Annotated in this window: 23 protein-coding genes and 1 pseudogene; 11 read left to right on the top strand and 13 right to left on the bottom strand. The window is 27.0% G+C overall.

Features of this window, described 5'->3' with window-relative positions; all coding sequences use genetic code 11:
* Positions 1–7: 7 nt before the first annotated feature.
* Positions 8–2,464 (bottom strand): [protein-PII] uridylyltransferase family protein, encoded by a 2,457-nt coding sequence (locus ACBT_RS10225; protein ID WP_119183982.1) that lies wholly within the window; start codon positions 2,462–2,464, stop codon positions 8–10.
* Positions 2,454–4,382, bottom strand: coding sequence for an ankyrin repeat domain-containing protein (locus tag ACBT_RS10220; RefSeq protein WP_024774527.1), 1,929 nt, complete (start codon positions 4,380–4,382; stop codon positions 2,454–2,456). Before ACBT_RS10220 ends, ACBT_RS10225 begins: the two co-directional genes overlap by 11 nt.
* 221 nt (positions 4,383–4,603) lie before the next feature.
* On the opposite strand from ACBT_RS10220, the gene ACBT_RS10215 reads away from it, so the two are divergent.
* From ACBT_RS10215 to pyrC, 3 genes are read left to right on the top strand one after another with little or no spacing between them, the layout of a single operon-like run.
* Positions 4,604–5,788 (top strand): ammonium transporter, encoded by a 1,185-nt coding sequence (locus tag ACBT_RS10215; protein WP_024774528.1) that lies wholly within the window; start codon positions 4,604–4,606, stop codon positions 5,786–5,788.
* A gap of 53 nt (positions 5,789–5,841) precedes the next feature.
* Complete coding sequence (locus ACBT_RS10210; RefSeq protein WP_024774529.1) at positions 5,842–6,180, top strand: P-II family nitrogen regulator; 339 nt, start codon at positions 5,842–5,844, stop codon at positions 6,178–6,180.
* Positions 6,177–7,202, top strand: coding sequence for a dihydroorotase (gene pyrC / locus ACBT_RS10205; protein ID WP_024774530.1), 1,026 nt, complete (start codon positions 6,177–6,179; stop codon positions 7,200–7,202). The genes ACBT_RS10210 and pyrC overlap by 4 nt, the downstream gene beginning before the upstream one ends.
* Here pyrC and tilS read toward each other — a convergent pair.
* A complete protein-coding gene (gene tilS / locus ACBT_RS10200) occupies positions 7,192–8,169 on the bottom strand; it encodes a tRNA lysidine(34) synthetase TilS (protein ID WP_024774531.1) in 978 nt (325 codons plus the stop codon). The genes pyrC and tilS overlap by 11 nt on opposite strands.
* Entirely contained in the window at positions 8,166–9,506 is a 1,341-nt protein-coding gene (gene rimO, locus ACBT_RS10195; RefSeq protein ID WP_024774532.1) for a 30S ribosomal protein S12 methylthiotransferase RimO, read from the bottom strand. Before rimO ends, tilS begins: the two co-directional genes overlap by 4 nt.
* A 120-nt stretch (positions 9,507–9,626) precedes the next feature.
* Between rimO and ACBT_RS10190 the strand changes: the two genes are divergently transcribed.
* Entirely contained in the window at positions 9,627–10,061 is a 435-nt protein-coding gene (locus ACBT_RS10190) for an META domain-containing protein (protein WP_024774533.1), read from the top strand.
* A 140-nt stretch (positions 10,062–10,201) separates the two neighbouring features.
* Entirely contained in the window at positions 10,202–11,560 is a 1,359-nt protein-coding gene (locus tag ACBT_RS10185; protein WP_024775179.1) for an IS4 family transposase, read from the top strand.
* Positions 11,561–11,565: 5 nt separating this feature from the next.
* On the opposite strand, the gene panC is transcribed toward ACBT_RS10185, so the two are convergent.
* The 4 genes and pseudogenes from panC to ACBT_RS10165 all read right to left on the bottom strand — a co-directional run bounded on the left by panC (position 11,566) and on the right by ACBT_RS10165 (position 14,942).
* On the bottom strand, positions 11,566–12,384 hold the full coding sequence (gene panC, locus ACBT_RS10180; RefSeq protein WP_024776264.1) for a pantoate--beta-alanine ligase: 819 nt from the start codon (positions 12,382–12,384) through the stop codon (positions 11,566–11,568).
* A 27-nt stretch (positions 12,385–12,411) separates the two neighbouring features.
* Positions 12,412–13,041, bottom strand: a pseudogene (locus tag ACBT_RS10175) (ABC transporter permease); the annotation flags it as partial.
* Position 13,042: 1 nt separating this feature from the next.
* Complete coding sequence (locus tag ACBT_RS10170; RefSeq protein ID WP_024774758.1) at positions 13,043–14,407, bottom strand: IS4 family transposase; 1,365 nt, start codon at positions 14,405–14,407, stop codon at positions 13,043–13,045.
* A 193-nt stretch (positions 14,408–14,600) separates the two neighbouring features.
* Positions 14,601–14,942 (bottom strand): ABC transporter permease family protein, encoded by a 342-nt coding sequence (locus ACBT_RS10165; protein WP_034218458.1) that lies wholly within the window; start codon positions 14,940–14,942, stop codon positions 14,601–14,603.
* 29 nt (positions 14,943–14,971) lie between these two features.
* Between ACBT_RS10165 and acpS the strand changes: the two genes are divergently transcribed.
* Positions 14,972–15,325 carry a holo-ACP synthase gene (gene acpS / locus ACBT_RS10160; protein WP_024774535.1) on the top strand — a complete coding sequence of 118 codons (354 nt, stop codon included), beginning with the start codon at positions 14,972–14,974 and terminating at the stop codon, positions 15,323–15,325.
* A gap of 151 nt (positions 15,326–15,476) precedes the next feature.
* Positions 15,477–16,067 (top strand): FmdE family protein, encoded by a 591-nt coding sequence (locus ACBT_RS10155; RefSeq protein WP_024774536.1) that lies wholly within the window; start codon positions 15,477–15,479, stop codon positions 16,065–16,067.
* Between the two features lie 57 nt (positions 16,068–16,124).
* On the opposite strand, the gene ruvX is transcribed toward ACBT_RS10155, so the two are convergent.
* Entirely contained in the window at positions 16,125–16,505 is a 381-nt protein-coding gene (gene ruvX / locus ACBT_RS10150; RefSeq protein ID WP_024774537.1) for a Holliday junction resolvase RuvX, read from the bottom strand.
* A complete protein-coding gene (locus tag ACBT_RS10145) occupies positions 16,502–17,416 on the bottom strand; it encodes a methylenetetrahydrofolate reductase (RefSeq protein WP_024774538.1) in 915 nt (304 codons plus the stop codon). The genes ruvX and ACBT_RS10145 overlap by 4 nt, the downstream gene beginning before the upstream one ends.
* An 81-nt stretch (positions 17,417–17,497) precedes the next feature.
* Between ACBT_RS10145 and serB the strand changes: the two genes are divergently transcribed.
* The 4 genes from serB (at position 17,498) to ACBT_RS10125 (ending at position 21,436) form a co-directional block, all read left to right on the top strand.
* Positions 17,498–18,121 (top strand): phosphoserine phosphatase SerB, encoded by a 624-nt coding sequence (gene serB, locus ACBT_RS10140; RefSeq protein WP_024774539.1) that lies wholly within the window; start codon positions 17,498–17,500, stop codon positions 18,119–18,121.
* Positions 18,122–18,147: 26 nt separating this feature from the next.
* The gene (locus tag ACBT_RS10135) at positions 18,148–19,140 is read left to right on the top strand and encodes a transaldolase (protein WP_024774540.1); all 993 of its coding nucleotides are present in this window, start codon (positions 18,148–18,150) and stop codon (positions 19,138–19,140) included.
* 61 nt (positions 19,141–19,201) lie between these two features.
* On the top strand, positions 19,202–20,554 hold the full coding sequence (locus ACBT_RS10130) for a class II 3-deoxy-7-phosphoheptulonate synthase (RefSeq protein WP_024774541.1): 1,353 nt from the start codon (positions 19,202–19,204) through the stop codon (positions 20,552–20,554).
* A 30-nt stretch (positions 20,555–20,584) separates the two neighbouring features.
* A complete protein-coding gene (locus ACBT_RS10125) occupies positions 20,585–21,436 on the top strand; it encodes a nucleoside-specific channel-forming Tsx family protein (protein WP_024774542.1) in 852 nt (283 codons plus the stop codon).
* Positions 21,437–21,470: 34 nt separating this feature from the next.
* Here ACBT_RS10125 and ACBT_RS10120 read toward each other — a convergent pair whose 3' ends face one another.
* From ACBT_RS10120 to tgt, 3 genes are read right to left on the bottom strand one after another with little or no spacing between them, the layout of a single operon-like run.
* A complete protein-coding gene (locus ACBT_RS10120; protein ID WP_024774543.1) occupies positions 21,471–21,812 on the bottom strand; it encodes an arsenate reductase family protein in 342 nt (113 codons plus the stop codon).
* 3 nt (positions 21,813–21,815) lie between these two features.
* Positions 21,816–22,109 carry an Asp-tRNA(Asn)/Glu-tRNA(Gln) amidotransferase subunit GatC gene (gene gatC, locus ACBT_RS10115; protein ID WP_024774544.1) on the bottom strand — a complete coding sequence of 98 codons (294 nt, stop codon included), beginning with the start codon at positions 22,107–22,109 and terminating at the stop codon, positions 21,816–21,818.
* Positions 22,110–22,169: 60 nt separating this feature from the next.
* Positions 22,170–23,291, bottom strand: a complete 1,122-nt coding sequence (gene tgt, locus ACBT_RS10110; protein ID WP_024774545.1) for a tRNA guanosine(34) transglycosylase Tgt — start codon at positions 23,289–23,291, stop codon at positions 22,170–22,172.
* Between the last annotated feature and the right edge of the window lies 1 nt (position 23,292).

The raw sequence follows: 23,292 nt of genomic DNA, 5'->3' as shown, positions 1-23,292 counted from the left end.
TTAACTCTTAAGAATCTGTAAGTATCTCTACTATTTTGGAGATATTTTCAGAAAAATTCTCATTCTTTTCTATGAGTAGTAAATCTTTTGCAAAATTTTTTCTAGTCAGAAGTTTTGCACTTTCAATATCTATATGATAATCATCAAAAACTTTTGCAATATACGCAAAAAGACCTTTTTGATCTTTTGCATTTATTTTCATAGAAGCTAAATTTTCACTATGGTTAAAATCGATTTTTATATCATTTTTTAAAATTAGAGGTTTCTTTAGTGTAATTTGTTTATTCATATCAAAAGAAGCATTTACAATCTCTTCTATTAAATATAATTCCTCTTCTAATGCTGGTTTTGAAAAAGATATTTCAAATATTTTCTTTTCATCATAGAGTTTAAAAATATTCATACTGCTCATATTTAAATATTGTAATTTCCCAAGTAAATAACCAAGATTTAGTGAGATTTTTCTAATAATTCTAAGTTTTAGGAAATCATCATTTATAATTTCAAAAGAGTAAGTTTCAACATCTTGAGATTTTATTGCAATATCTAAAATATCTTCACTTTTAAGTCGTAAAAATATTTGATTTGAAGCTATTTGAGGAATTTTTCTTTTTAATGAATTTGGAAGTATTTTATATTTTTCTAGAGTTTTAATTTTATTTAATCTAAATGCTCTTCTTGAACTCTCTTTAATTAAATCCTTATTTGAAAAAGCTAAATAACATTGATTATAAAGTTGAACTAAAAGTTTTGAGATTGATGACGTGAAATATTTTTTATCAACAGCACATATATCGCAATAACTTAAAACATATAAGAGTTGAATCTCTTTTATATTTTTGAAAAGTCCAATAAAGTTTAAAACAGTTTTTTGTGAGTATATATCTTCATTTGAGGCCGTTTTTATCATTAGATTATGATATTTCACAATATTAGCACCAGTTTTTATGAATTCATCATCAAAATCTAAAGATTTTAGAAATCTTTTAAAAATATTTTCACCTAAAATATGATGGTCTGTTTTTCTACCTTTACCTATATCATGAAACAAGCATAAGAGTCTTAACATTATTTTTTGTTGAATAGAAAATTTGTTAAATAAATTTCTTATAAAATCATCTTCTATATCATAAGAAAATTTTAGAGTATTTAAAGTGTGAATATCTACAGGATGGATGTGGAAACCATCAAATTGTGGAAGATTTGATATTTGTTTGAAAGTGGGAATTACAAAATTTATAATATTTGCATTGTACAATAGTTTTAAAATTATGTACAAATTTGAGTTACAAAGTAGATTGTAAACTAGTTTTTTATCAAGAGGTTCTATTTTTGTTTTACTTGTAAAATATATATAACTTCTATCAAAATTATTTACTTCTTTTGGAAAATTAAGTAGTTCTTTTATAAGTTCTTTAAGAGTCAATATTTTTCTATTTTGTGAACAATATACTGTTTGTTCACAAATATATACATTCTTTTTAAATCTATATTTTTTGAGTTCTATTATATTTTCTGTTTTAAAAGAGATTGTATTAAAAATCTTTTTTATTATGTTGGCACTAAAATTATGGATATTGTGCAAGTCTTGAAATAAAGTTTTCATAAATATAAATTCATTTGAAAAATTTAGTCTAGAACTAAGCTCTGGTAAAATGTCATAAGTAATAATATCTAGTTTCTTTTTCGCTACTAAGTGTAGAGTATTTCTTACTAAAAATACAAAATTTATAGAGTTTTTATAACTTTTATATTCTGCATTTGTAAATTTCTTACCTACTAAATCTTTTGTTTTTTTTACTCCATAAATTATATTTGTAATCCACCAAAGCATATTTGCTTCTCTGATTGCACCATAACCATCCTTTAAATTTACTTGCATTGATAAAGGATACTTAAGAAGTCTATTTTTTCTCTCAAGAAGTTTAGCTTGTAAAAATAATTCTTTTTTATCTGTTCTGATTTCTTCTAAACTTTTTTCGTAACTTGAATATAAATTTTTTGAACCAAATATAAATCTTGATTCTAAAAAAGATGTTTTAATAGTAATATCATCTAAAGAGATTTTGTTTAATTCATCTATATTAACTACTCTAAGCCCAAGACTTAATCCACAATCCCAAGCAAAAGATACAAAATTTTCAATTATTTTTTCAGCATTATAAGCAGGAATATTTTTGTATAAGATCATAATATCTATATCAGAATAAACACATAATTCTTCTCTTCCATAAGAACCCAAGGCTACAAAACATATAGGTATTTGATTTAAGTTTGGTAAAAAATCTGAGAAATATTTTTTTAAAATAAAATTATATATTTCAAATATAAAGTGGTCAGTTTTTTTTGTGTGATTTGAACAAAAATCCTTTGTTATTTTTTTATTTGAAAAGTTTAGATAATTTTTATATTTTTGTTTGAAGTTTTTTGCAACTTCAAATTCATTTGATAATTTACTGTGCAATTTTGAACTCTTTTTTCATATTTGATACCAAAGCTTCAATTTTTTTTCTATCTAGTTCATTGTTCGCTTTTTGTGGTAAAGATAGTAGATTTAAATGATATTTTTGTAAAAATTTAAGAATATTAGGATGCTTCTTTTCATCATTTTTTATTGATATATTTTCATTTATCATTGCTAGAGCAAGTTCATATTTTCCCATAAATGCAGCATAATTTATAGGTTTAACACCATAATAATCAGCAATTTCAACTATTCCTTTATTTATATTATGTATAAAATTAAAATATTTTGAGGCATTGTTTAAAACTATAAGATGCATAATATTTCTTCCATTATTATCTGTTGCAAAAAAATCAGCTTGAAGACTAAATATTAGTTTTATAGTATCTTCACATTTTTGTGTAATTGCTACATGTAAAATTGTAAGACCATCACTGTTTTTTTCATTTATATTAATTCCAGCATTCACTAAAGTTCTAATTGTATTTAAATACAATTTTTTATCTTTTATCAAATCTCTATTATTTTGTTCAACAAGTCTGAAAATTATATTATTTCCCAATTTATCTTTTTTGTTTAAATTTATAGTTCTTGTTTTTAAAATTGCAAATAATTTGAAATTGAAATTTAAAATTGCACTAAAGAATAGAGGTTCATTTTTGTAATTTAAAGAGTTAACATCAATGCTGTAATATCTAAAAATTATTTCTAATATAGTTCTGTACTGTCCATTTAATTGAATATTTTTTCTGTAAATATCATCTAGTTTTTGATTGTTTTCAATGTGTAAAATAATATCAATTAATATTTCTACTACATTTTTTTTATGAGAATTCTTTAAATTAGGATTTGCACCTTTGTCAATAAATGGTTTTATAAGTTCTTTATTGTTTATTCCAGTTAAAACAAGATGTAAAAAAGGAGAAATTCCTTCATTATTGTCTTTATTAACATCTATTCTAAAGTTTCTGAAAAACTCTAAAATTAAATCTTTATCATTACTTCTTAGTGCATAGAAAAATGCTGTTTCTCCCTTTGAATCAGTTATATCTATATCAATGTTTAGATTCATAATTTCTAAAATCAATTTATATTGACCAACTCTTTTCTCTTTATTTTTTGGAGAAATTTGCATATAAGCTGATATTGCTTCCATTAAAATAGTTCTATTTAAACTATTTTTTAAATTAAAGTTGAATTTCATACTAGATATAAATTTAATTAGTCTAATACTACTTTCACCTTTTTGTACAAGATAAAATAGTAAACTTTCCCCTTTTGAATTGGGAATAGTAGGATCTGCTCCTAGACTTATTAAAAACTGAGCTAAGTCATTATTTTCAAGCACATTTCTAAGATGTAAAATAGTATTTCCAGCTTTATTTACATGGTTTATATCTATTTGCTTAAGTGATGCTAAATGTTGTAGAGTATTATTATTTGGATTTAAAACAGCATCAAAAAGAAGATTATTCCCATGAATATCAATATTGCTAAAAAGAGTTGTAGCTTGTAAAAGATATCTAATTACAGAACCATTTGCACTATTTAAAGCCTCTTGTAAAATTGATCTATTTGAAACATTCAAGTGATTAATATTTAAACCATAATCTACTAAAAGTTGTAATATTGAACTATTCCTTGAATATATTGCATAAAAACCAGCTGTTTCTTTATAAATATTTTGTTTTGATATATCCACTTTTTTACTAAGTAACCAAGATACAGATTCAAAAATATCTTTTTTACAGCAAATATGTAAAATTGGTTCTTCATCAATTTCTAAAGAGTTTAAATCAATTTTTAAAGAGTTATAAATTAAGTCTAATTTTTCTAGATTGTTATTAGGATTTATTAACTCCTCTATTAAATCTTCTTTTGTAAAGCTCTTATTTTTTGTTAGTAAATTATTTAACATATCTTTCCAAATTTTATTTTATTAATTATATAGTATTTATATTTATCCAAATGTTAATTTAGTAAGACAATTACTTAATAAATACTTAATAAATATTTTATTTTTATATAAAATTATAAATTTGTATATTAAATACTCATTTTATAATCTTATTTTAAAGTTTCATTTGATAGAATACGGCTCGTCCAGCGCTGGGTTTATACTCTAAAAGGACGGTTTTCATGGATTCAATGCCATATATTATTGACACACTCTACGCACTGTTTGCTATGACATTAGTTATTTTTATGGTTCCTGGTTTTGCTATGTTAGAAGCTGGAATTGTACGAACTAAAAATGTTACCGCTGTATTAACTATTAATATTCTTATTTATGCAATTGCATCATTGGCATTTCTTCTTTTTGGTTATTCTTTAGCTTTCGGAGATTTTGGAAGCGATACTATGAGTAAATATGCAACTTTCTTATTTCAAATGGCTTTTGTTGGTAAGGCTATAAATATTATAAGTGGAGGAGTTAGCGAAAGAGCTAAGGTTATACCACTAACAGTATTTACAGTTATAATGGCCTCTTTTTTATATCCACTTGTTGTAAATATAACTTGGGGAGTAAACTTTTTAGAAGGTACATTTCTAGAACTATCAATGTACGATTTAGCAGGTTCAACTGTTATTCACAGTACTGGAGGATGGGCTTTATTAGCAGCAGTTTTAATAATTGGAGCTAGACATGGAAGATACACTCCTGAAGGAGGAATTAGAGTTTTCCCTGCATCAAACGTTCCTTTAGTAACTCTTGGAGCATTTTTACTATGGATTGGTTGGTTTGGATTTAATGGAGGAAGTGTTGGTTCAATTGCTTCAAAAGAGAATGCTGACTTAGTCGCTCTTACAATATTAAATACAAATACAGCCGGTTTAAGTGGAGCTATAATAGTAGCTGTAATTATGCAGATTATGTTTAAAAAATTTGATATTACTATGATTTTAAATGGAGCTTTAGGTGGTTTAGTTTCAGTTACAGCTGGAGCAAATTTATTTGATATCTATACACCTGTTTTAATAGGTGCAATTGGTGGTGGATTAGTTGTATTTAGTGTTTTTATGTTCGATAGACTAAGAATTGATGATCCTGTTGGAGCACTTTCTGTTCACTTAGTATGTGGAATTTGGGGAACAATAGCTGTAGGTATTTTTGCTTCAAATGGTCAAGATATAACATTCTTTGGACAATTAAAAGGAATTGTGGTTATAGGAGTATTTGCTTTTGTAAGTTCATACATAGTTCTATATATTATAAATAAAGTATTACCTTTAAGAGTTAAAAAAGATCAAGAGGTACAAGGTTTAGATGTTGAAGAGTGTGGATTAGAAGCTTATCCAGAATTTAAACGAGCATTTTCATAATATTGGTTTAATAAACTTTTGTTAAAATATTTGTACTAAAAAAAGGATTGATATTGAAAAAAATTGAAGCAGTAATTAAACCCTTTAAACTTGAAGAGGTGAAAGAAGCGCTAGCTAATGTAGGCGTAGCAGGTATGACTGTATCTGAGGTAAAAGGTTATGGTAGACAACAAGGACATAGTGAGCTTTATAGAGGAGCTGAATATGTGGTTGATTTTTTACCAAAGATAAAAATAGAACTAATCGTTGTAGATGAAGATGTTGATAAAATAGTAGCAGTTATTATTGAAGCAGCAAAAACTGGTAAAATTGGAGATGGTAAAATTTTTGTTTCTTCTATTGAAAAAGTAATAAGAATTAGAACAGAAGAACAAGATGAGGATGCGATATGATTAAAGTATTTGAGATAAATAAACCACTAGATATGCATTTACATTTAAGAGATAATGATATGCTACAACTAGTTGGTCCTCTTACATCAAATACTTTTAGTGGTGCTTTAGTAATGCCAAATTTAGTTCCTCCAGTTACAACAAAAGAGGCTCTATTATCATATAAACAAAGAATTTTAGAGGCTTGTAAAGAGGATGATTTTACTCCATATATGACTTTGTTTTTCCAAAATAATTATAGTTTTGAATTTTTAAATGATATAAAAGATGAAATTATAGGAATAAAACTATATCCAGCAGGAATTACTACAAACTCTGAAACAGGAGTTTCTTCTATGGATATCGAAGTTTTAAGACCTACTTTAGAAAATATGAGTAAGTTAGGCATTCCTCTTTGCATTCATGGTGAAACAAATGGTTTTGTTATGGATAGAGAAAAAGAGTTTATGCCAATTTATGAAAGTATTGCAAAAGCTTTTCCTAATTTAAAAATAATAATGGAACATATCACAACAAAAGATGCAGTCGAACTATTAGACAAGTATTCTAATCTTTATGCGACAGTTACTTTACACCATTTACTAATAACTTTAGATGATGTTGCAGGAGGAATGTTAGATCCTCATTTATTCTGTAAACCAATAGCAAAAAGACCAGAAGATAGAACAGCACTTTTAAATGCCGCTTTAAAATCTCATCCAAAACTTATGTTTGGAAGTGATAGCGCTCCTCATCCAAAACATAGAAAAGAGTGTTGTGGTTGTGCAGCAGGAGTATTTACATCTCCTATAGCTCTTCAAGTTTTAGTTGAATTATTTGAAAAACATAACGCATTAGAAAATTTAAATAGTTTTGTATCAGGTAATGCACAAAAAATTTATGGATTAAACCTAAAAGATAAAATTGTAAGATTAGTGAAAAAAGATTTTACAGTTCCAGCTATTTATGAATATAAAAATGAAAAAGTTGTTCCTATGTATGCAGGACAAACTTTGTCTTGGAGTATAGACTCTATTTTATAAAATCAAGAGATATATTTTTAGAAAAAATATATCCTCTTATATTTTGTGGGATTTTTTTTATCCTGCAAAACTCTTTGAAATCTTTTTCTAAAACAACATCTGTTTTTGGAGCTATATAGATAAAATTTTCTGAAATACTAATATTTACTTTATGGGAAACTGTTATATGTTTTTGAAATAAAATTTCAGTTCTTTCTTTTTGACTTAGAAGAATTCCTCTTTTTTTCAAAGATTTATCTATAATTCTAATATTTAAATTATCATCATTTAAATTTTCAAAAACTTCAAGTTCGAATTTTTCAAATAATGGTTCAAATTTTATATTTAAAGATTTTAAATCATCATTTAAATATGCAAAACTATTTTTTACGCCATTTGCAAATTCACTTAAAAATTGATTTGAGAATTTTTTTCTAAAATAGTTTCTTTTATATTTTTCATCTGTATTTGAGCTGTCAATAAAATATTTAATAGAATTTTGTTTTAAAAAATCTTCTAACTCCTCTTTTGTAACACTTAAAAGAGGTCTAAAAATTGTGTACTTTTCTTTTTTTTCAAAGGCTTGCATTCCTAAAAGTTCAACTAAACCAGAACCTTTTGATAGTTGCATTAAAAACCATTCAAAAAGATCATTTAGCTGATGTGCAGTTATTAAAATATCATAAGATTCTTTTTCAATAATATCTTCAAAAAATGAATATCTTATATCTCTTGCAGTTTTTTCAAAATTTGAAGATGATTGTAAAACAACATTTTTTATAAAAATTTGTTTATTATATTTTTTTGCTAAATCTTTTGCATATTGGACTTCATCTTTTGATTGATCTCTTACATTATAATTTACAATTACGATATCAAAAGGAATTTTTGCATTTAAAAGCAGGAAGAAGAGTGCTGATGAATCAACTCCTGCTGAAAATGCTAATATGTTTTTTGTATTAGTTATCTTAGAAAAATCTAAATTCATACTTTTTTTATAATTTTAGCTAGTAGTTTATCACCAGCAAGTTCAGTTGCAGTTACTAGATATTTATCTCCAAAAATAATTTGTTCTTCTAGTTCATTGTCATTTATATAAATCTCTCCATCAATCTCTGGAGCCCAGATTATTTTTCTAGCACTTAAAAGATATTCATGCTCATCACTTTCTCCATCAATATAAACTTCAAAAGTTTTACCAATATCATCTTCTAAAGATTTAATAGTTGTTTGAGAAATTATATCACCTAAAATTTCTGCTCTCTCATCTATGATTTCTTGTTCTATTTTATCATTTCTTGTTTCAGCGGCTGTTCCTTCCTCATCTGAATAAGAGAATACATTTGCTCTATCAAAACCAAATTCTTCTACAAATTTACATAGTTCTTCAAAATCATCTTCACTTTCTCCAGGGTGTCCTGCAATAAATGTAGTTCTTACAAATGAGTTTGGTTTAGATTTCATATATTGCATTAATTCTCTTAATTTCTCAGCACCTTTACCTCTTTTCATAATTTTGAGCATATTTTGGCTTATGTGTTGTAAAGGCATATCAAAGTAGTTTACAAAAACTTTTGAATCAGTAATCTTGTCTATTAAATTGTGAGTTGTTGTACTTGGATATAGATATAAAATTCTAGCTGTTTGTACACCATCTATTTTTTCAACTGCGTCAATTAGTTGTTCTAATCCATCATTATGCCCCAGATCTCTTAAATAAGATGATGAATCTTGAGATACAAAAGAAAAATCTTTATATCCTTTTTTTACTAGGTTTGTAACCTCTTTTACAAGTGATTCAAGTGTTCTTGAATGAAGTTTCCCTTTAAATGATGGAATAGCACAAAATGAACAACTTTGATTACATCCTTCACTTAATTTTACATAAGCATGATAGTTTGAACCAGTAATTACTCTATCATTTTCTTCACTTGCTAAGAATACTTCATTTGAAAAACTACTTCTTTTCTCGTGAACTAACTTGTCAATTTTGTCATAATCTCCAACACCTGTAAAAATATCAATTTCTGTTAACTCTTTTTGTAAATCATCTTTGTATCTTTCACTTAAACATCCTGCCATAACTAAAACAGAATCTTTTTTTCTTTCATTGTGTAGATTTAAAGTTGTATTTATACTTTCTTCTTTTGCACTATCTATAAAACCACAAGTATTTACTATAATTAAATCTGCTTCACTTTCATTATCTGTTAATTCATAATCTTTTAGTTTTCCAAGCATTACTTCACTGTCAACTAAATTTTTTGTACAACCAAGGCTTACCATATGTAATTTTTTCTTTGGTTTCTCTTCACTAAATTTCATTTTTGTCCATTCTTGTTCATAAATTTTTATAGATTTTAACATATAAGACCATTTATACAAATTAATAAGTTTAAAAACAGTAATATGAAGAATATAAATAAAAGAAAGGAATTTTAAATTATGTCAAAGAAGTACAATATCGTTTTTTTGATTTTTACAATGTTTTTAGCTTTTAATTTGAGTTCTTGTAGTTCAACAAAAGATGTTCAAAAATTATCTTATGATCAATCTTTGAAAGATACAAAATGGCAATTAGAAAGTTTAAATGAAAAAGCTATAAAAAAAATTGAAAGAGTAGCAAGTATAAATTTCGATAAAGAAAATAAAGTTTATGGTAATTTAGGATGCAATAATTTTTTTGGTAAATTTGAGTCTAAGAATGATTTATTAAAAATATCTCAAATTGGAAGTACTATGATGATGTGTCAAGATATGAGTATAGAGAGTTTATATTCTAAAATTTTAGAAAATGTAAAAAAATATAAAGTAGAAAAAGGGATTTTAATATTTTTTGATAAGGACAACAAAGAGATAGCAAAATTTAAAAGAGTATAACGCTCTTTTAAATTAATTACTCAACTTTCGCACATAAAAAATCATTAATTTCTTATATGTAAAAGATACAATAAAGCCCATAAATAGGCACTTTTTGATATAATTTCATCACGACAATCAACTATATAAAGGGCTTTTTTATGAGACTTGATAATTTTATCCAAACTGCTATGAACAACGTATTAAAAAATCCAGTATTATCTGTTTTAAGAGATATAAATTTTAGTTCAATTTTAAAACAGAGTAATTTTATAAAAAGAGATATTGGAAAATCACCATACTTAATAATTTTACATTTTTTATATATGTTTATCATTAATAAAAGAATCTCTACATTTATGAAACAAAGCTCTGATAGCTATAAAAAGGATGTATATTATAGACTTTTGAAAAACAGTAAATATAATTGGAGAAAACTATTACTATTAAGTTCTGTAAAATTAATCTCAAAACTTCATATACTTCAAAAGGCTACTGATACTAGAGTATTAATTATTGATGACACAGTTGAAATTAAAAGAGGAAAATTTATAGAAGGAAGCTGTAGAAATCTTTGGAATAATAAGGAACATAGAACTGTAAAAGGTTTGAATATTGTATCACTAAATTATAGTGATTCCCATACTGATATGATGTTAGATTTTTCTATTAACTACAACAAAAATCAAATTGTAAATGTTAATGAAAACTATTTTCATCATAAAAGTAATGCTTATAAACGAAGAGTTGAAGGTAATAATAGTAAAAATAATTTAGCTCTTCAAATGGTAAATAGAGTATTAAAATCTGGAATATATGCAGATTATTTACTTGTTGATAGTTGGTATGCCAAACCAAATTTTATTTATGAAATAAAAGAAAAAGGTCTTGATGTAATTGCAAGATTATCAAAATCAAATAGAATTTGGCAATTTACAGGAAAATATAATACGCTTGAAAGACTGTACACTCGAGTAAAAAGTCATAAATCTTCTAAACTAGGTAACTACAATTCTATAAAATACAGCTATGTATCAACTACAACTACACATAAAACACTTGGTAGAATTAAAATAGTTTTTATAAAAACAAAAGATAATCTTATTCCAATTGTTTCAACAAATATAAATTTATCAGATATTGAAATTATTAATACCTATAAAAAAAGATGGAACATAGAACAAGGATATAAAGATTTGCGAGAGTATTTCCAATTTGGTAAAGAAGAAAATAGAATTTACGAAGCACTCATTGCTAGGATTACTCTATCTTTCCTTGCTTATAACCTTACAAGCTATATCAATCGTATCAATAATGAACCACAAACATTAGGAGAACTTTTCAGAAATTTAGAGTGTCAGCTTGAAACCCTTGCAATTTCGATGGAACTATTTATAAAAATATTAGAACAACTAGTTCAAGCCCAAGAAATTGTCAAGAGAAATAAAGATTTGGAACAGATTATCCTAATGCTCAGGGTTTACACTAAAAAACAGTTAGGTTTTATCTGCGAAAGTTGAGTTAATTACATCCAAATATTATCAAGAAGCCTTACTTTTCCAAATCTTACAACTACTAAAATTATTGTATTTGAAGGCTCAATAGTATTTATTTCATCAAATTTTTTATTTACAATTTTTACATATTCAACGTCAAGATTTTCTAAAATTTCATAAATTTTTTCTTTTACTACTTTCGAATTTCTTTCGCCTTTAGCGATTAAATTTCCAGCCATATAAATAGATTTAGATATTTTAAGAGCTTCTTGTTTTTGTTCAGTACTTAAATATACATTTCTTGAACTCAGCGCTAAACCACTAATTTCTCTTACTATATCACAAGGTACAATATTTATATCTATAAATAAATTTTTTACCATCTGCTGTATAAGAGCTAATTGTTGAGCATCTTTTTTTCCAAAATATGCATTTGTAGGTCTTGTAAGATTAAACAGTTTTAAAACAACTTGTAAAACTCCATCAAAGTGACCAGGTCGTGTAAGACCTTCTAAAACATAACTATTTTGAGGGGCTTTTATTAAAACTTCATCTTCTTCATACATAGTATTTATATCTGGCATAAAAAGAAAATCAACTTTACACATTTGGCAAATTTTTATATCTGCTTCTTCTTTTCTTGGATATGTACTTAAATCTTCACCTTTTAAGAACTGTGTAGGATTTACAAAAATAGATACTATTACAAAGTCATTATTTGCTCTAGCTTCTTTTATTAAAGATATATGCCCATCATGTAAAGCACCCATTGTTGGAACAAAACCAATAGTTCCATTTAACTTTTTTCTAATAGTTTTTAATTCTTCAACTGTTTTAATAACTTGCAAAATATTTTCCTTTTATTTTTGTTGATTTTATTTTTCACTGTAGTTTGGATTTAATTTTAATAATACTAAATCAGCTAATATATTTCCTAAAAGTGTAAGAAAGGAACCAATAATAAGTATTCCCATAATCACGGGATAATCATGACTTAAAGCACTCTGGTAAAATAAAAGACCCATTCCATCTATTGAAAAAATTGTCTCTAAAATTACACTTCCTCCAATAATTCCAGGAAGGCTTAGTCCTAAAAGAGTAATAATTGGAGGGTATAAATTTGGTAATATATAGTGTCTTAGAATAATTTTATTGTTTAATCCTCTTGCTCTTGCAAAAAATATGTAATCACTTTTTAAAATTTCAATTGTTAATGCTCTTATATATAAAATCAAGCTTCCAATTCCACCAAAAACTATAATAAATATAGGAAGTGTTAAATGCCAAGCAAAATCTAAATAGTAAGTCAAGCTTCCATCTTTTGCTACACTGTGAAGTCCCGCTATTGGGAAAAGTTCAAATTTTATAGAAAAAATTAAAACCAATACAAGTGCTAGATAAAAAGATGGCATTGAAAAGCTTAAAAGTGAAAGCTGATTTGTAAATCTATCAAAGAAGCTATTTTGCTTCATTGCTGATTTTATACCAAAATATAAACTTATTAACTTAACTTTCGCACCTAAAACCAAGTAGTTTTCCAGTCACATCTCTTAATAGATCGATTATTGCTGTAAAATCCTCATTTCTATTGACAACTTCTTCAATTTTTGCAATCTCATCTAAAATAGCTAAAAATGCTTGCATAGCAATTGCCAAGGTGTGAAGTTCACATTCTAGATCTTTAAACAATCCACCAATAGTTTTTGGTTCATTACTGATACGATTTATATAGCTAACAACATTGTATGTAAAAAATGAGAGTGTTATGCGAGCAATAAGTGCTTCATAAATTCGATTTTCTTCTTTACCAAACCCAAAGTGTTCACGAAGTTCTTTATACCCTTGTTCTATATCCCATCGTCGTTTGTAAATATCGATAATTTCTTCATCACTCAAGTCTAAGTTTGTAGATACAATAGGGATGAGATTCTCTTTGGTTTTTATAAAAACAATTTTTAATTTTCCTGCTTTTTTATGTTCAACTATGACCCCGAAGTATTCAAACTTTATCTTTTTGCCATATTGACCCATCTTAATAGTTTTAAGCTTTTTAAACTTGTTATAGATACCATCAAGAGTTTTTTTCTCCCCTGTGAAGTTCCAGATTCTATCATTGTTTACCATTCTTGAAATAACTTGCAATCCTAGCTCATTCATTGTTTCTATAAACACAGGTTTAGAATACCAACTATCCACAAGCAGATAATCTGCATATATACCACTAGCTACTGCTCTTTTAATCATCTCTATAGCAATTTGTGATTTCCCTTTTAAGCTTTCCAATCTTCGCTTATGTGCATTGGTTCGATGATCAATAATATTTGTAAACTCTTCTATCTTTACCCTTGCATAATTATTCATAGCAATTGCAAAGTCCAACATAAAATTTGAATAACCATCACTATAGTTTAGTGATACAACATTTACACCTCTGATTTTTCTCTTTGCTTTATTGCTCCAAAGGTTGTCACAACTTCCCTCTATATTTTTACCAACTTTATCTTCAACAGTATCATCAAGTATAAGAACTCTTACTAGCTTTGCATCTTGTACTTTATGAAGCAGTGATAAAATCTTTAAAGAACTAAGTGATAATAGTTTTCTCCAGTTGTAGTGAGCATTAGCAAGTAGTCTGTAATAGACATCTTTTTTAAAGCTATCATTACTCTGATCCATAAAAGTTGATATTTTTTTATTCATAACTAGCATATATACAAAGTGTAATACAACCATATGAACAGCAACTCCCTCTTTTTTAGAAAAATTGCTCTTTGTTAAAATCGTTTTCATATTTAATAGTCGCAATGTTTCATAAATTGGATTCTTTAGTTTGTCGTTTATGATGCTTATTATCTTAGATTCTATCTGCATTCTTACCCTTTAATATAATAGATATTATATCTAAAAGTTCCTATTTAAGGGCTTTATTGAGAGTTCAAAATAGAAAAATATCATAGAAAAACAACTAAATTATTTTTATGTCAACAAGGATAATATTATTACCTATAGCAGTAATATTTTAGGGAGATTTAGCTACAATTTTAATCAACTTAACGTGCGAAAGTTAAGTTATTAAAAAAATTAAAATCATTGAAATAATATTTAAAATTAGTGTAACTTCAATTCTATTTAAAATCTCATCTTTTACTTTTGCACCACTTGAAAAAGATATTCCAAAATCTAGCTGAATTATTGAGCTTATCCACGAGAAAAATTGAATATAAAGAGGTTTATCAAGTCCATAAATCGCTTTTAGTTCTGCTATTGCTTCTGGAGTAATATTTGGATTTAACTCTCCACTTGCAAAAAACGAGTTTGGTGCTAAATTTATTGCAATAAATGAAATTAAGCTAATAATAAATAGCATAACAATAATATATAATAATTTTTTAAAAAATAGATTCATAACATAGATTATACAAAAGATAGGTTTAAATGATAGGAATAGATATTGTAGGCATTGAAAGAATAAAAAAGATGCACGAAAAGTTTGGAGATAAGTTTTATAACAGATTTTTAAATGAAGAAGAAAAAGATATTGTAAAAAAAGCAGAAACAGCAGCAGGATTTTGGGCTGCAAAAGAGGCAGCGAGCAAAGCAATAGGCACTGGGATTGGGGAAATTTGTAGTTTTTACGATATCAAAATAAAAAAAGATAAAAATGGTGCTCCAAAACTCAAATATAGTAAATTTCTTAGAAAAAAATTTAAAATTAAAAAATCTTATTTGAGTATTACTCATGATGGTGGATTTGCAATAGCAGTAGTTGTAAATAAGTTAAAAAATTAAATTTGATATGAGTCAATATATAATTTTTAATTGTAGTATAGAATTCAATTCTCTATAAAAGAGCTTGCAATGATGGGTCGCCCCTTAAATCTCTCCTAAAAACCCATCTTGCAAAATGATTACTGATAATTTTACGTAAAGGGTGCAATTAATGAAAAATATAGATTTTTATAAAGATGTTGAAAGCATAGTTTTAAAGGATAAATTAGGTCAATTTTTAGGTGTAGATGAAGATTTCGAATATACTTTTAAAGATGTAGTAAAGTTAAGTGGTCACTCTTGTCCAACTGTTGCTGGTGCTTATTTAATGACTATTTATTCTTTAAAAAAATTATATGAAAATGAGTTACCTGTAAGAGGTGAAATAAAAGTTGAGCTAAGAGATTCTAAATCTTCTGGGATTACAGGAGTTTTAGCAAATGTTGCTTCATTTTTAACGGGAGCAAAAGAAGAAGATGGATTTAAAGGTTTACAAGGTAAATTTGCTAGAAATAATCTTCTTAAATATGAATCATCTATAAAAGGTGATATAAGATTTACAAGAATTGATAATGAAAAAAGTATTGAGGTTAGTTATGATTTAACAAATATTGCTTTGAGTAATTTTAATCCAACATTAATGCAAAGAGGTTTACAAGAATCTGCTTCAAAAGAAGAACTTGAAACTTTTGGGGCTACTTGGCAACAAAGAGTAAAAGAAATTTTAACAGTACATAAAGATAAGACTCTGATTTTTTATTGAATACAAATTGTGGATTTTAGTAAAGATTTTTTTACTAAAATTTATTGACTAGTAGTGCTATTTTTTTTGTAGATATCTTTCCAAAATTATTTTTGCAGCTAAAGAATCAACTCTACCATCTCTTTTGTATTTGATTTCACCTTTGATTAAATCTTCAGCTTCAATTGAACTCATGTTTTCTTCTTGAAATTCAAAAGGAATTTTAAGTTCTAATAAATTTACAAAATGTTTTATTCTATTTTGAGAATCTTCACTAGAACTAGGAAATCCAACAATTAGTTTGTCAATTTCCCACTCTTTTAAAAAAGTATTTACATCTGCGGCAGCTTGGTTTCTATTTTTTCTGATTATTGCCATTTGAGGAGTTACGATATCACTTGTTAAGCAAATAGCAACTCCAATTCTTTTAAGTCCTATATCAATAGCAGCTAATTTCAACCTATAATCTCACTTGCAACATCAAATTTATTATTTGCAGTCATTAAATGAATTTTTGGATGAATCTTATTTATTTCTCTATAGAGATTTTGGCTTAGTTGCATTCCTACTTTATACTCTTCCTCTTCACTAATACTATGGGCTTTTTCTAACTCATCAATCCAAAATTGAGGAACATGAATACCTGGAACTTGAGCTGATAAAAATAGGGCTGTTCTTAATTTTGTTATAGGGAAAAGTCCTAGAATAAGTTGTGCTTTTTTCTTTTCACCATCAACATTTTCTTTAGCATTTTCAAAGTATTCTAAAAGTTTTTTAACATTTTCTATATCAAAAACTGGTTGAGTTATAATTCCAACAGCTCCATTTTGAATTTTTTGATTCATTTTTTTCTCTAATGAACCAAAGTTTTTTGCATAAGCATTTACAACTGCAAATGGAAAAATTTGTTTAGGTTCAATTTTAAAAGGTCTTCCTGCAAAATCCATTCCGTAGTTGAAAGATTTTATCATTTTTAAAAGCATTAAAGAGTTTGCTTCATAAACTCCTTTTGTATTTGGCTGATCACTCATATTTGCAGGATCACCTGTTAATGCTAGTATTGCTCTTATGTCAAAATCATTTGCACCTAAAAGATCAGATTGTAAAGCTATTTTGTTTCTATCCCTCATTGCTACTGTTGCAATTACTGGTTTTTTAAACTCTTGTTGAAGTTTTAGTGCAGCAAAAAGTGAAGAGTACTTTAATTTTGCAAGAGGATTATCTGTACAAGTAAATCCATCTACTTTTGTGTCGATTTTAAATTTTTTAATTTTTTCAATAATATTGTGCATAGATGGTTCATGCTGAGGTGTTGTTTCAAGAGTTAAGTATCTATCTTCTTGAAGCTTTTGAATTAGTGTTTCAAACATAAAAAAAGATTCCTTTTTTAAACTATTTAGTTAAATTTAGCTAATATTATACCCTTTAATATTTAAAGTTTTAGGATATTTATGAAATTAGCAGTTTTCGATTTTGACTCAACACTTATGGATGGTGAGACAATTGATATTTTGGCACAAGAGTTTGGTTTAGGAGATGAAGTTAAAAAAATAACTGAAGAAGCTATGAGTGGAAGATTGGATTTTTTTGAATCTTTAATTCAAAGAGTTTCTCTTCTAAAAGGTATGGAACATAAAAAAGTAGTTGATATTTGTAAAGAACTACCTTTGATGCCAGGTGCTTATGAAATTGTAACTGAATTGAAAAAAATAAATTATAAAGTTGTTTGTTTTAGTGGGGGATTTAGAGTTGGTACTTCTCCAGCTAAAGAAAAATTAGGTCTTGATGCTGACTTTTCAAATATCTTACATGAAAAAGATGGAATACTAACAGGACTTGTTGGTGGTGATATGATGTTTGGCTATTCAAAAGGTGATATGATTAGAAGACTACAAGGACTTTTAAAAATTTCAAAAGCCGATACATTGGTTTGTGGAGATGGAGCAAACGACTTAAGTATGTTTAAAGAAGCTGATACAAGAGTTGCTTTTTGTGCAAAAGAAGTACTTAAAAAAGAGGCTAATATTGTAGTAGATACAAAAGATTTAACAAAAATCTTAGAGTATATTAAATAAGTTAATTACCTTAAAAGGAGAATTTTATGGGATTATTTGAAGATATAAATTATTCAATTTGGTGTGATTTTATAGAGAGAGATTTTTTAGAAAATAGATTTCAAGAAATTATTAATGATGGAACTATTAAAGGTGCTACATCAAATCCAGCTATTTTTGAGGCTTCAATTACAGGTTCTGTTGCTTATAAACAACAACTTGATATGTTACAAGCAAATGACCAAAAAAGAATTTATGAAGAATTAGCATTAACAGATATCAAAAGAGCAGCAACTCTTTTAGAATCTCTTCATAAAATAGATTCAAATGATGGATTTATATCAATTGAAGTTGACCCTATGCTTTGTGATGATGCAGCTGGAACTATTGAAGAAGGACTTAGAATTTACAAAAGTTTAAATGCTGACAATGTAATGATAAAAATTCCTGCTACAAATGCTGGATATATTGCTATGAGAGAACTTAGTTCAAGAGGAATTCATATAAATGCAACTTTAATTTTCTCACCAGAACAAGCAAAAAAATGTGCAATGGCTTTAGATGAGGGAATTAAAGATTCAAACAAAGATACAAAAGGTGTTGTATCTATTTTTGTTTCAAGATTTGATAGATTAATGGATACTACATTAGGTTCAAAAATGTTACAAACTTCTAAATTAGGAATTGTAAATGCTACAAAATGTTATCATGAAGTAAATAAGTTAGGAAATGCAAATATCAGAACACTTTTTGCAAGTACTGGTGTAAAAGGTAATGAATTAAGCCCATCTTATTATGTAGATAATTTAATTTATCCAAACTCTATAAACACAACCCCTCTTGGAACTATTGAAGATTGGTTAAGAGATGGGAAAAAAGATCAAAGTTCTATTATGAGTGAAGATGAGTGTAATAAATACTTTACTCTCCTTGAGCAAAATGGAATTAGCATGAATGAAGTTTATGAAAAGCTTTTAACAGATGGATTAGAAGCATTTAAAGTATCATTTAAAGAATTATTATCAAAATTAAAACATTAATTTTGATTTAAGATATATTGGATAAAATTTTTCCAATAATAAAAACATAAAAGGTGTAGAAATGAAAAACTGGAGCCCAAGTAGTTGGAGAGATTTTCCAATAAAACAACAACCAACATATAATGATTTAAATATTTTAAAAAATGTTGAAAAAGAGTTAGCTAGTTATCCTCCTTTAATTTTTGCAGGAGAAGCCCTAAACTTAAAAAAACAGCTAGCTGATGTTGTAAATGGTAAAGCTTTTCTACTTCAAGGTGGGGATTGTGCTGAAAGTTTTAGTTCTTTTAATGCACAAAATATAAAAGATTTATTTAAAGTAATTATGCAAATGGCTGTTGTGCTTACTTTCTCAGGAGGTTGTCCCGTTGTGAAAGTTGGTCGTGTTGCTGGACAATTTGCAAAACCAAGAAGTGCAGATTTTGAAGATATAAATGGTATATCTTTACCATCGTATAGAGGAGATATCATAAATGATATGGATTTTAATACTGATGCAAGAGAACCAAAAGCAAAAAAACTTCTAAAAGCATATAACCAAAGTGCTGCTACAATGAATCTTTTAAGAGCATTTGCAAGAGGTGGAATGGCTGATTTAAATCAAATACACCACTGGAATTTAGGATTTGTAAGAGATAATACTTTGGGTGCAAAATATGAAGAACTAGTAGATAAAATATCTCAAAGTTTAACATTTATGAAATCTTGTGGAATTACTAGTGAAAATACGCCACAACTTAATCAAACAACATTATTTACTTCACATGAAGCACTTTTATTAAATTATGAAGAAGCACTTACAAGAAGAGATTCAATAACAGGTGATTGGTTTAACTGTTCTGCTCATATGCTTTGGATTGGAGATAGAACAAGAGATTTAGATGGTGCTCATATTGAGTATTTCAGAGGAATAAAAAATCCAATTGGTTGTAAAGTTGGTCCATCTATGAAAGAAGATGAATTAATTAAATTAATTGATACACTAAATCCTGAAAATGAAGCTGGAAGATTAAATTTAATAGTTAGAATGGGTAATGAAAAGATTGCTGAGTTTTTCCCAAAACTTCTAGCAAGAGTTGAAAAAGAGGGTAAAAAAGTTTTATGGTCAAGTGATCCAATGCATGGAAATACTATAAAAGCAGATAATGGATATAAAACTAGAGATTTCGAAGCAATTTTAGGAGAAGTAAAACAGTTCTTTCAAATTCATAAAGCTCAAGGATCATATGCAGGTGGAATTCATCTTGAAATGACTGGACAAAATGTAACAGAATGTACAGGAAGTAAATCAGCAGCCATTACTCAAGATGGTTTAGCAAGTAGATATCACACGCAATGTGATCCAAGGTTAAATGCTGATCAAGCGCTTGAGTTATCATTTATGATAGCAGAAACTCTGAAAGAAGCTAGAAAATAAAGAGTTAAAACTCTTTATTTTTGATTTACCATGAAAAAATTTTTATTTATCGTATTACTTTTAAATTTACTATTTTTCTCTTTTTTTAATATAGAACTTTTTGCAAAAGATATATCTACAATAGAAAATAAACAATGGGCAAATGTTATTTTGATGAAGGGTGTAAACCAAAGAGGTGGACCTTTTAAATTTGATGATACATATCTTGAAGTTGAATTTGGCGGAAGGTATGAATGGCTTGATTTATATGGATATGTAGATTTTATAGATATTTTAAATAGTAAAAGTAGTGATAAGCATGGAAGTAATAACTATTTTGTGGATATAGAACCTAGAATATCTTTGGATTATTTATTTAACAAAGATTTTTCATATAAAGCTTTAAAAGAGTTATATTTAGCTTTTGATTATTATTATGCTGATGAACCAAATGGAAAAGGTTTAAACGTATTGTGGATGGGTATTGGAAGTGATATAGATATTCCTTGGCTAGGAACTAGTGGAGTTAATTTTTATACAAGATATATAGATGAGAATTATGGAGCTAGTAATGAACATACTTTCGATGGATATGTAGCTCATATTAACTGGTTTAAACCTCTTTATTTTTTTACAGATAGTAGATTTATTTCGTTTCAAGGTTATTTAGATTATGAGTTTGGAAGTGATCTTGATGAAAATTCTTTTGAAAGACAATATAGAACAAGTGACTCTTTACAATCATATTTAGGACTATATTTACATAATAAATCATGGCTTATAGGTTATGGACTAAAAGCTTATAAAAATATGACTCAATGGAAAGACAATGAGATTTTAAATGGTAAAAAAACAGACTCAACAGGATTTGGACACTATTTTAGTATAGCTTATAAATTTTAGCTTTAAATACTAAAATAGTTTTTAGATAGTACTTTTATAGAAAAACTTTTTTATACTCTTCTTCATTCCAAGCAACAATTAATTTATCATCAAACTCAATTACAGGTCTTTTAAATAAAAGAGGTTCTTTACAAAGCCACTCATATTTTCCATTTTCATCTAAATTTAGTTCTTTTAAATTCAAGGTTTTATATTTTGTTCCTTTATTATTAAAAAGAACATTTATATCACTTTTCTTTGTCCAGTCTTTTATTTGCTCAGGTGTTGGTGATTTTTGTTTAAAATCGAAAAATTCAACTTCAATATTGTGGTCTTTGAAAAATTTCAAAGCATTTCGCACACTGCCACAAGTTTTTATTCCATATACTATAATCATTTTTTACTCAATAATTTTTGGAACTACAAAGTAGCTATCTTCACCTTTTGGTGCATTTTTTAAAATAGAGTCTGAAATCTCTTTATTTTGAACTGCAACATCTTCTCTAAAAGGAGTTCCACCACTAATAGTGCTAAAAGTTGCTTCAACATTTGAAACATCAACCTCATTTAAGTTATTAACAAATTCAAGCATTTGTGAAAGATCACTTTTAATTTTTTCTTTGTCATTATCTTCTATTCTTAGACTTGAAAGTTTTTCTAATTTTGCTAGTAATTTATCGTCAACTGTACTCATTTTTTTCCTTATTCTAAATTTGTATTAATTTTTTATTCTTTTATTCTATCAAAAAAAAGTTTATTTGCCTCTTTTTGTATAAAACTCTTTTTTAAACTCAACCCAATTATCATTTAAAATAGCTTGTCTTGCTTGTCTCATCAAATCTAAATAGTAGTGAATATTGTGAATTGAAGCTAGTCTAAAATATGTTATTTCACCAGCTCTAAGAAGATGGTTTAAATAAGCTCTTGTAAAATTTTTACATGTATAACATTCGCAATTCTCATCAATAGCAGAAGCATCTTCTTTAAATTCGGCTTTTTTGATATTTAATCTTCCAAAGCTTGTAAATAGTGTTCCATTTCTTGCATTTCTTGTAGGCATTACACAATCAAACATATCAACTCCACGTTCAATATTTTCTATTAAATCCTCAGGAGTTCCAACGCCCATTAAATATCTTGGTTTATCTTTTGGCATAAATTGAGTTGTCCACTCAACTGTATCATACATATCTTGATTTGGTTCACCAACACTTAAACCTCCAATAGCAAAACCATCATAATCAGTTAATGCACATAATTGTTCAGCACTCATTTTTCTAAATTCTTTATCTGTACCGCCTTGAATAATTGCAAAAATATTTTGTTTTGTACCAATACCTTTAGCTTTTTGTTCCATATGATATTCTATTGCTTCTTTGGCCCATTTTGTAGTTCTTTCTATTGATTTTGCAATTCTTTCTTTTGTATTAGGAAGAGCAACTAAATCATCCAAAATCATCATAATATCACTATTTAAGTCATATTGAGTATCTAAAACACTTTTTGGTGTAAAGTAGTGACGACTTCCATCAATATGCGATTTAAACATAATTCCATTTTCATCTGGTTTACTATTATCGCTTAGTGAAAATGCTTGAAATCCTCCACTATCTGTCAAAAAAGAGTTTGGGAATTTTGAAAAACCATGAAGACCTCCAAACTTTTTTATTAGTTTACTACCAGGTCTTAAATATAAGTGATATGTATTCCCAAGTATAATTTTTGCTCCCATTTCTAACATGTCATTAGCATCAAGAGCTTTTACAGTTCCTTGTGTACCAACTGGCATAAAAACAGGTGTTAGTATAGTGCTATGAGCTGTTTTTATAGTACAAGCCCTAGCGCCTTTTGAAGTTGCGTCAATTTTAAATTCCATA

It is taken from the genome of Aliarcobacter cibarius (assembly GCF_013372265.1).
Lineage (GTDB): Bacteria > Campylobacterota > Campylobacteria > Campylobacterales > Arcobacteraceae > Aliarcobacter > Aliarcobacter cibarius.
Note: the sequence above shows the minus strand (reverse complement) of the source record. Positions and strands in the feature narration are given on the sequence as shown.

What these genes read in the sequence shown, in the direction of transcription:
- ACBT_RS10220 (WP_024774527.1), bottom strand. Translation starts at nt 4,382, where the DNA reads ATGTTAAATAATTTACTAACAAAAAATAAGAGCTTTACAAAAGAAGAT.
- ACBT_RS10215 (WP_024774528.1), top strand. Translation starts at nt 4,604, where the DNA reads ATGGATTCAATGCCATATATTATTGACACACTCTACGCACTGTTTGCT.
- pyrC (WP_024774530.1), top strand. Translation starts at nt 6,177, where the DNA reads ATGATTAAAGTATTTGAGATAAATAAACCACTAGATATGCATTTACAT.
- tilS (WP_024774531.1), bottom strand. Translation starts at nt 8,169, where the DNA reads ATGAATTTAGATTTTTCTAAGATAACTAATACAAAAAACATATTAGCA.
- rimO (WP_024774532.1), bottom strand. Translation starts at nt 9,506, where the DNA reads ATGAAATTTAGTGAAGAGAAACCAAAGAAAAAATTACATATGGTAAGC.
- ACBT_RS10190 (WP_024774533.1), top strand. Translation starts at nt 9,627, where the DNA reads ATGTCAAAGAAGTACAATATCGTTTTTTTGATTTTTACAATGTTTTTA.
- ACBT_RS10185 (WP_024775179.1), top strand. Translation starts at nt 10,202, where the DNA reads ATGAGACTTGATAATTTTATCCAAACTGCTATGAACAACGTATTAAAA.
- ACBT_RS10170 (WP_024774758.1), bottom strand. Translation starts at nt 14,407, where the DNA reads ATGCAGATAGAATCTAAGATAATAAGCATCATAAACGACAAACTAAAG.
- ACBT_RS10165 (WP_034218458.1), bottom strand. Translation starts at nt 14,942, where the DNA reads ATGAATCTATTTTTTAAAAAATTATTATATATTATTGTTATGCTATTT.
- acpS (WP_024774535.1), top strand. Translation starts at nt 14,972, where the DNA reads ATGATAGGAATAGATATTGTAGGCATTGAAAGAATAAAAAAGATGCAC.
- ACBT_RS10155 (WP_024774536.1), top strand. Translation starts at nt 15,477, where the DNA reads ATGAAAAATATAGATTTTTATAAAGATGTTGAAAGCATAGTTTTAAAG.
- ACBT_RS10145 (WP_024774538.1), bottom strand. Translation starts at nt 17,416, where the DNA reads ATGTTTGAAACACTAATTCAAAAGCTTCAAGAAGATAGATACTTAACT.
- serB (WP_024774539.1), top strand. Translation starts at nt 17,498, where the DNA reads ATGAAATTAGCAGTTTTCGATTTTGACTCAACACTTATGGATGGTGAG.
- ACBT_RS10135 (WP_024774540.1), top strand. Translation starts at nt 18,148, where the DNA reads ATGGGATTATTTGAAGATATAAATTATTCAATTTGGTGTGATTTTATA.
- ACBT_RS10130 (WP_024774541.1), top strand. Translation starts at nt 19,202, where the DNA reads ATGAAAAACTGGAGCCCAAGTAGTTGGAGAGATTTTCCAATAAAACAA.
- ACBT_RS10125 (WP_024774542.1), top strand. Translation starts at nt 20,585, where the DNA reads ATGAAAAAATTTTTATTTATCGTATTACTTTTAAATTTACTATTTTTC.
- ACBT_RS10120 (WP_024774543.1), bottom strand. Translation starts at nt 21,812, where the DNA reads ATGATTATAGTATATGGAATAAAAACTTGTGGCAGTGTGCGAAATGCT.
- gatC (WP_024774544.1), bottom strand. Translation starts at nt 22,109, where the DNA reads ATGAGTACAGTTGACGATAAATTACTAGCAAAATTAGAAAAACTTTCA.
- tgt (WP_024774545.1), bottom strand. Translation starts at nt 23,291, where the DNA reads ATGGAATTTAAAATTGACGCAACTTCAAAAGGCGCTAGGGCTTGTACT.